This is a genomic window from Streptomyces sp. NPDC014727 (assembly GCF_043083485.1).
In the GTDB taxonomy this organism is placed as follows: Bacteria; Actinomycetota; Actinomycetes; order Streptomycetales; family Streptomycetaceae; genus Streptomyces.
The window spans coordinates 1-7,317 of record NZ_JBIBYR010000062.1 but is presented as its reverse complement, the minus strand read 5'-3'; the positions used below and the strand labels follow the sequence as shown (position 1 = coordinate 7,317).

Here is a 7,317-nt window from a genome sequence, read left to right as displayed (position 1 = left end):
GGTCCGCTCCCCGCTGCGCACGAGAAAGCCGCCCAGGGGCAGGCCGAGGCTCCCGTCCGCCTCCCGGTGGTGCTCGTGGCAGGCCCACGGGTCGTGTACGCCGGGGCGGGTAAGGATCTCCGCGGCAATCTCGGTGCCCACCCCGTCCGTGATCGCCAGAACCTCGATGTCGCCGATCTTCATGTATGCCCTCCCGCAGCTGTCATGAGCCCACACCGAACGGGACGCCCGTTCGTGGGTCATCGGCTTCAACCGTCCTCGACGGCAGGGGATTCCCACGGGCGCTGCGTACGGGGGTGGCATGCGACATGGGCGCTTTCACGCCCACGCTCGAACACCTGCAGTGGATATCGCCCCGGGGATTGCGGAAGTTCTTCGGCAAGCGGTAGCCGGGCGACGAAGGGTCCACCGCGTCGGCCCTGATCGTCGCCGTGGCGGGTGGCCCGATTGCCGGCGCGCACGATCGGCTGCCGCTGTTCAGACAGTCGGCCTGGTGCCCGTAGATTTGCTCCGTTGGCCAAGCGAGGGGGAGGCAACCCCATGGCAAGAACGATGACAGAGAAGGTCGAACTCAGGCTTTTTCACGGGAGTGGGGACCCCTGGCCGGGCGCGGCAGGGGCCCTCAGCGCGCTTCCGCGGGTGGCTGAACCTGCCTGGGCATCGAGGCTCGGCGACGAGGACCGGCGCGGCTTGACCGCGCTGTTCTGGTCCAACGTCAACCCGTACGGAACCTTCCGCCTCGACCTGGGGCCGGCCGCCGCCGTGCCCCGCCCTCGCACCACGGCGGACACCGCCGCCCGATCGACCACGGAGCGTCGATGTCGACGGTGAACGTCCCGCCGTCGGCGAGCAGCTCGCGCACTCGGTCGTCGGGCTGTGTGACCACAGCGGGCATGTGCATCTTGGTGCCGTCGTCCGCGGTCACGACGAGCTCGTATCCTGCCGGTGCGCCCGAGCACGCAGCAGGTTCAGCAGGTCATCGGCACCCTCACCGGTGACAAAGACACCGGCTACTGAACTTGATTGGGTGATGTCGGGCCGTTCGCCTGACATCGGCTGAGTCGGGTTGGTAGCTGTGGGGTGTGAGATACGCGCAGGGCGGCGGTTTGACCGATGCCAAGAGGGCTGCAAGAGAGCGGATCCGGCTGGAAGCGGTTGGTCGCTTCGGGAGCGGCGCGAAGAACCGGGAGATCGCGGCCGCACTGCGGGTGAGCGAGCGGTCGGTGGAGCGCTGGCGCCGTCAGTGGCGTGAGCGGGGTGAAGAGGGTGGCCGGTCGAAGGGGTCGCCAGGGCGTCCGAGGCTTTCGGCAGACCAAATTGCCCAACTGGAACGGGAGTTGGAGCGCGGTCCGCTCGCCCATGGCTGGGCTGACCAGCGGTGGACACTGGCCCGGGTGAAGACTCTGATCGGACGGCTGTTCCACGTCGGCTACACGGTGGAGGGGACATGGCGGCTGTTGAAGCGCCATGGCTGGTCGTGGCAGCAGCCGGCCCGCCGGGTGATCGAACGTGACGACGGAGCTGTGGAGTTGTGGAAGATGGAGGTGTGGCCGCAGGTATAAGTACGGCGGCGGCCCTCGGGGCCTGGATCGTCTGTGAGGACGAGGCCGGCCAGTCGCTGAGGCCGCCACGCGCGAGGTCCTGGGGCCGCATCGGCCAGACACCGGTCGTCCGCGTCCGGGGCAGGGGTTCCGGACGGGTTTCGATGGCGGGAATGGTCTGCTTCCGACGCGGAGACCGGTCGAGGCTGATCTACAGCTTTCGCGTCCACCGGGGCCGCAAGGGCGAGCCCAAGGGATTCACCTGGCGGGACTATCGCGACCTCATCGTGCGGGCGCACAACCAGCTCAAAGGCCCCATCGTCCTGGTCTGGGACAACCTGCGCACCCATCTCATGCCACAGATGAAGGACTTCATCGCTCAAAACGAGACTGGCTGACCGTCTTCCATTTCCCGTCCTACGCACCCGACCTCAACCCACAGGAAGGCATCTGGTCCCTGGTGAAACGGGCGATCGGCAACCTCGCCGCCGCGAACCTCGACCAGCTCGCCGCCGCCGTGAAGCGCAGCCTCAAGAAGACCCAGTACCGACCGCACCTCATCGACGGCTGCCTCATAGGCACCGGCCTGACCTTGACCAGCTGACACGATCAGGCCGACATCACACATTCAAGTTCAGTAGCGACTGGTCCCGCCCCACGTACCGCCTGTCAACCGCTCCGGCACGCGCCGGAGCGGTTGACCGCGGCCCTGCCCCAGAGCAGTTCGAGGGTCTCGCCCATCTCGTCGTCCGCGACCGGCACCAGCGGCCGGGCGCGGAGGTCAGGGCCGTTCTGGTTGCTCAGTTCCAGGAGCAGGGGATGACGAAGTTGTCGTAGGAACGCTTGGCGTCGATCGCGCGGTCGTTGTCGTAGTAGCCGCCGACCTGGTGGTAGGACACGTCAAGGTGGCGGACGCCGCACTTGATGAAGTCGTTGGCGCCCAGGCCATTGCGGCTGCTGCGGGACTTCTGCTCCCAGGAGCCGGAGGCGGAGACCGAAGGGCCTCCCTGGTACGGAGATGCGCCCATGTTGACGGTGGCCCTTACCCGGGCGCTGTAGCCGGGGGTGGTGCTGTACCAGACGCTGCCCCACCAGTAGGTGTTCCTGTCGGTCTCGATGACGAAGGCGTTGCGGCCCTCGCGGTCGCCGACCACAACGCAGGTGCGCAAGTCGGTGAACGTGTATCCGCCGGCGCCGTAGACCCCCTCCCAGGGGGTGCAGTGCGTTCCGACCTCGGCGTGGGGACCGTCATCGGCCGACGCGGTCGCTGGGGCCGCAAGAGCGGATGCCGCCAGGGCGACGGTCGCGGCAGTGACGCGGGCAAGACGCTTGAGCTTCATGGTGACTTCTCCGTAGGCAAAACGCCGCCGCACGCCGCGACAGCGGCATTTCAACGAGCAGAGGGCACGACAGGAAACGCTCCGGCAGGGTGATGACGCCGCGACGGCGACATGCTCACCCGTCCAGGATGTCGACCGCCTTGGCCGCAACCTCCTGGAAGGACTGATCGTCCTCAACGACCTCTTCCAGCGCGGCATCGCCGTCAAAGTCCTGGAGGGCATCGCCGCCGGCGAGCACACCGAACGCTCCCTGATCCTGGACCTCGCGCTCGCGCTGGCCGAGGATGTCATCGTCTTCGCTGCCGTGGACGTGCCGGAACGGAGGTCGTCTTCGAGCGCCTGGCGGTGACCGAGCAGCAGATCGCCGACTACGGGCTGCCCACCGCGCCGCCGAAGGTCAGTGACCACCGCTCGTTCAGCGGCACCTCCACCACTCAGGCCGAGGCTCTGCCGCCGGACGTTCTCGCCGCCGTGCTCAAGGCCGCGATCACCTCCCACCGGGACGTGCGCGTGCTGGCGGCACTCCTTGAGTGTGAGGAAGACGAGCGCCGCCGACTCCTGGAGAGCCTCGGATACGACCCTGACGCCGGCTGAGCCGGTGCGCCGGGGTCAGCCGGCCCTGTGCGTCGCTCGTGGGGCCGGGTGTCGCCGAACTCTCCCGCCCGCCTGGCGGGCCTTGATGTACTGGACCGTCGGAGCAGGGCGAAGCAGGGGAGTGGGGACGTTGGCCGGGTGCGGCAGGGGTTATACCGTCGAACTGGGGGGCGGGTGCGCGTGACGGACTTCAACGACTTCGAGTGGGTGGTGTGGCGCCTCGAGGTCCAGGACCCATCGCAGCTCGCGGGCGAGGATCCCGACCTGGACGAGCGCACCAAGGAGACGATGACAAAGCTCGCGGGCTCGCTGGGCTGCGTGTACGAACACTGCGTCGACACCGACACCTACCCGGACGGAACGCCGTACTACGCCTGGTGGGTCCGCCTGCCCGCCGCCGAGCACGCCCGACACGACAAGGACGGCATCCCGCAGGCGCTCGGACCGCTGTGCCAGTACCTGACCACCCAGCTTCCCGACGGCCTGAAGTGGGAGATCACGCCAGACCGCGAGTACACGGTCGACCACGCCGGCAGCACGGCCATGCGGACGGCCTACGACGATCTGATCGCCCCGTTCGAGCGCGCCCTGATCCCGCTGCGCCGGGACGGGGCCGACGCTCTCGATCCCCGGGCGAAGGTTTGGAAGTGGGAGGCGAACCTCCTGGTCGGCACGTTCGACCTGTGGCTGTGCAACGACCCTGACCGGCCGCACACCTGGCTCGTCGTCACCGTCGGACTGTGGACCGAGCCGCAGCTCTTCGACGAAGAGCCCGCCGCCCGCCGGAGCCACTTCGACTTCACTCCGCACCACCCCTTGCTGTTCCTTCCTCGCCCGCCCGGCCCGGTGACTTTCACCGCCCGCGCGGAATCCGGCCCCTTCCCCGGCAAGAGCAGCTCCCGGGCGAAGGCCGCCGACGCCATCGGGACAGCTCACCAGTGGACGGCCAACGACCCCGATGTCCTGGCCGAGCGGGTCGCCCACGACCTCAAGCTGCTGTGGCCGCACCTCACCGGCCCGGAAAGGAGCTGACGATGGCCCCGTACGCGAAGGACCCACGCTGCACCGCCATGGCCGAAGCCCTCGTGCCCCTGCTGCGCCGCAACTGCCCGGAAGGCGCCGGCGGATTCGGCGGCTCGTACCAGGTGAACCTGGATGACGAGGAAGCCATCGGATTGGGCGGGGTGGAGCTGATTCGGGCCGCGATGCGTAAAGCGGCCCGGCAGCTCGGCTGGAAGGTCACCACGATCGGGATGATCGGCACCCGCCACGGCACCATGGTCGTCGTTCAGGACGTGCGCGAGGCGCCCGAGGAGCACCAGGCAGTCCTCAACGATGCCATGAACGATCGGATGCGAGCCGCGCTGCACAAGGTGTGGGGCGAGCAGGGCCCGGCTCCTGTCCAGCGCGGCTCGGTGGCCTTGATGACTCAGGAGTTCCGTGCGGCCGTTGCCACGGGCAGCGCCTAACGACTCGGGGAGCGATAGTTGCAGCTTGTGGCCCTGACGTGAGGGGATGTTCGTTGGGTGTGCGGGTCAGGCCACAGGCCGCGCAGTCAACACTGGCTGGAAGAAGTGCGCCTCCTCGACACCGTGCCACGTAACGTTGCCAAACCCGCACTCTCGCACGAGTTCCGCCAACTCCTCCAGTGCCCAGGCCCGCGACGTCGCCCGCCGGACCCGTGCCTTCCAGGTGTCGCCGTCCGGCAGCAGTTGCACGTGATCGACTGATCTGTGAATGCTCCGTCGCGAGCCCCCGGACGCCCTCCCAAATCCCGCAGGCCTCCGTTCGGGGCACAGCGTCGACAGAACGGTGCGCGAAGCGCCCGGACGGGTATCCGAGCACCTGGTGTGAACCCGCCTCCTGCACACGGACGACAAAGGTGGCACGTGATGAACGACCGACCGAGTTCCAGTACCCGCAGCACCGACTTGGCCATGCTGGGTATCTACCTCAACGACCACCTGATGGGCGCCACTGCGGGAGTGGAGCGGGTCCGCCATCTGGTACGCACCGTTCGCGGTTCGGCGCTCGCCAGGGCACTCGGACCCGTCGCCGCCGAGATCGCCCAGGACCGGACGAGTCTGCTCGGCATCATGAAGGAGCTGGGTATCCCGGTGCGGCGCTACAAGGTCTGCGCGGGCTGGACGGCCGAAAAAATGGGGCGTCTGAAGAGCAACGGTCGCCTCGCGCGGCGCTCTCCGCTGAGCACCTTCATGGAATTGGAGCGGCTGGGGGTGGAGGGCAAGGCAGCTGGGTGGCAGACCCTCCATCGGCTTACCGCCACCGAGAAGCGCCTGGATCCGCAACTGCTCGAGGACCTCCTCGAACGGGCCCGGCGACAGCAGAGCGTCGTGGAGGAGTGGCGCGTCCGCCAGGCCGGTTCGGCCTTTTGAGAGAGGCTGACGCGCACCACTCTTCGCCGCACACAGGGTTCGATCCTCACCTACCGGTTTACCCCACCGGCGGAAAGTGCTGATCATGTCGGCGGGGACGATGCGCTCCTCGCCGGCGATGACGTAAGGGGCGGTCGTCAAGGCCGCGGAAGTCCAGCGGCAGGCTGCTCCGCTTCTGATCGGTCAGGCCACGTCCCATTCGTGGGCGCGGCCGCCGCGCCACTCAACCATCTGCGGGTCGTCGATCAGCGTCTCCGGGTCTGGGAGGCCGGCGCGGCGGAGGAACTCGATCAGGTCCTGGTCATCGTGGGCCAGGCCGAGGATCTTCCCGTACGCGGTGACGCGCCGGCCGCCGGAGGGCGACGGCTGGTGCACGACTATCGGTGCAGCAGTCACGTTAGTGAGGGGCGGATCGGTGCCCGAAGAAATGCCACCTGCGCGGCCCACCACTGCCCGGGGAGACAGGGCGGTCGTCGTGGGGTCGGTGCGCAGTCTCCGGTCGGTGGGTGTCGCGTTGACCTGTCGTGTCTTCGCGATCCGCAGTTGGCTCGCGGCCGGGCTGGCTGAGGCCCCGGCGCGAGGTTCTGGAATGGTGGTATGGGCGACGCACGGCGGCCACGATCAGGCTCAGTCCGAACATAGCCAGTGCTCCGACGACGATGCCGTAGAGGAACAGTGTGCCGGTGGAACCGGTCACGTGATACCCGAACGCGGAGAAGCTGTTGGTGAGATGGTGAGCGCTGCCGCTGTTGGTGAGAATGCCGGCCACGGCAATGACAACGGCAGCGATCAGGATGATGAGCCCCAGGATGAGAATCATGGTGCGCTCCGGGTATTGCGGCGTATATCCAGAGTAATAAAAGTCCGTTTGGAAAGCGCGGAGCGCCAGATCCATGACGTCAGGCTTAGGCCGGCGCGGCGTCCTCGGTGGTCAGACTCGTCGCCTGATCACGCCGATAGGGCGTACGCCTCCCGCAAGAATCGTGCGTACCTGCGGCGTCGTGGCATCCACTGCACCATCCCGGACAAGGTCGACCACGTCCGCAACCGCAAGAAGCTCGGTTCGCGCGGCGGTCGCCCGCCGAAGTTCGACAAGATCGATTATCGCGAGCGCCACGCCGTCGAATGCGGCATCAACCGCCTCAAGAGGAACCGAGCCGTCGCCACGAGATACGACAAACTCGCGGTCCGTTATGAAGCAACAGTGCTGGTCGCGGCCATCAACGAATGGATATGACTGGCCCCACCATGCGGCGTTTCTTCACGCTGGTCTGGACGAGTCGGACCTTGACGAGGATCTCGTCGGCGGTGGCGGTCCAGGTGAATGGTTTCGCGTTCTCGTTCCAGGAGCTGATGTAGTCGCGGATCTGTTTGACCAGGACGTTGACGCTTGCGAACGTGCCGCGGCGGATGGACTGGCGGGTGATGATCCCGAACCAGATCTCG

The 7,317-nt window shown here is 67.5% G+C and carries 12 protein-coding genes and 2 pseudogenes; 9 read left to right on the top strand and 5 right to left on the bottom strand.

Annotation, left to right across the window (positions count from 1 at the left end; all coding sequences use genetic code 11):
* A partial coding sequence (locus tag ACF1B9_RS37720) for a hypothetical protein (RefSeq protein ID WP_391795982.1) occupies positions 1–183 on the bottom strand: 183 nt, incomplete at its 3' end.
* Between the two features lie 456 nt (positions 184–639).
* Between ACF1B9_RS37720 and ACF1B9_RS37715 the strand changes: the two genes are divergently transcribed.
* From ACF1B9_RS37715 to ACF1B9_RS37700, 4 genes and pseudogenes are all read left to right on the top strand, one after another.
* The gene (locus ACF1B9_RS37715; RefSeq protein WP_391746889.1) at positions 640–831 is read left to right on the top strand and encodes a hypothetical protein; all 192 of its coding nucleotides are present in this window, start codon (positions 640–642) and stop codon (positions 829–831) included.
* A 251-nt stretch (positions 832–1,082) separates the two neighbouring features.
* Positions 1,083–1,562 (top strand): winged helix-turn-helix domain-containing protein, encoded by a 480-nt coding sequence (locus tag ACF1B9_RS37710; protein WP_391746888.1) that lies wholly within the window; start codon positions 1,083–1,085, stop codon positions 1,560–1,562.
* Positions 1,532–1,989, top strand: a pseudogene (locus tag ACF1B9_RS37705) (transposase); the annotation flags it as partial. The gene ACF1B9_RS37710 and the pseudogene ACF1B9_RS37705, both read left to right, overlap by 31 nt.
* Before the next feature lie 12 nt (positions 1,990–2,001).
* Complete coding sequence (locus ACF1B9_RS37700; RefSeq protein ID WP_326770952.1) at positions 2,002–2,145, top strand: hypothetical protein; 144 nt, start codon at positions 2,002–2,004, stop codon at positions 2,143–2,145.
* A 196-nt stretch (positions 2,146–2,341) separates the two neighbouring features.
* Here ACF1B9_RS37700 and ACF1B9_RS37695 read toward each other — a convergent pair whose 3' ends face one another.
* Together ACF1B9_RS37695 and ACF1B9_RS37690 are read right to left on the bottom strand one after the other, a co-directional pair.
* A complete protein-coding gene (locus tag ACF1B9_RS37695; protein WP_391746887.1) occupies positions 2,342–2,881 on the bottom strand; it encodes a hypothetical protein in 540 nt (179 codons plus the stop codon).
* 115 nt (positions 2,882–2,996) lie between these two features.
* Positions 2,997–3,119, bottom strand: coding sequence for a hypothetical protein (locus tag ACF1B9_RS37690; protein WP_391746886.1), 123 nt, complete (start codon positions 3,117–3,119; stop codon positions 2,997–2,999).
* Positions 3,120–3,226: 107 nt separating this feature from the next.
* Here ACF1B9_RS37690 and ACF1B9_RS37685 point away from each other — a divergent pair, with 107 nt between their 5' ends.
* From ACF1B9_RS37685 to ACF1B9_RS37670, 4 genes are all read left to right on the top strand, one after another.
* Entirely contained in the window at positions 3,227–3,475 is a 249-nt protein-coding gene (locus ACF1B9_RS37685; RefSeq protein ID WP_391746885.1) for a hypothetical protein, read from the top strand.
* A 180-nt stretch (positions 3,476–3,655) separates the two neighbouring features.
* Complete coding sequence (locus ACF1B9_RS37680) at positions 3,656–4,507, top strand: hypothetical protein (RefSeq protein WP_391746884.1); 852 nt, start codon at positions 3,656–3,658, stop codon at positions 4,505–4,507.
* A 2-nt stretch (positions 4,508–4,509) separates the two neighbouring features.
* Positions 4,510–4,944 carry a hypothetical protein gene (locus tag ACF1B9_RS37675; RefSeq protein ID WP_391746883.1) on the top strand — a complete coding sequence of 145 codons (435 nt, stop codon included), beginning with the start codon at positions 4,510–4,512 and terminating at the stop codon, positions 4,942–4,944.
* Between the two features lie 423 nt (positions 4,945–5,367).
* The gene (locus ACF1B9_RS37670; protein ID WP_391746882.1) at positions 5,368–5,871 is read left to right on the top strand and encodes a hypothetical protein; all 504 of its coding nucleotides are present in this window, start codon (positions 5,368–5,370) and stop codon (positions 5,869–5,871) included.
* A gap of 183 nt (positions 5,872–6,054) precedes the next feature.
* Here ACF1B9_RS37670 and ACF1B9_RS37665 read toward each other — a convergent pair whose 3' ends face one another.
* On the bottom strand, positions 6,055–6,267 hold the full coding sequence (locus ACF1B9_RS37665; RefSeq protein ID WP_391746881.1) for a hypothetical protein: 213 nt from the start codon (positions 6,265–6,267) through the stop codon (positions 6,055–6,057).
* 106 nt (positions 6,268–6,373) lie between these two features.
* Here ACF1B9_RS37665 and ACF1B9_RS37660 point away from each other — a divergent pair, with 106 nt between their 5' ends.
* Positions 6,374–7,108 (top strand): transposase, encoded by a 735-nt coding sequence (locus ACF1B9_RS37660; protein WP_391795981.1) that lies wholly within the window; start codon positions 6,374–6,376, stop codon positions 7,106–7,108.
* Here ACF1B9_RS37660 and ACF1B9_RS37655 read toward each other — a convergent pair.
* Positions 7,092–7,317: pseudogene (locus ACF1B9_RS37655) on the bottom strand (hypothetical protein); the annotation flags it as partial. The gene ACF1B9_RS37660 and the pseudogene ACF1B9_RS37655 sit on opposite strands and share 17 nt — an antisense overlap.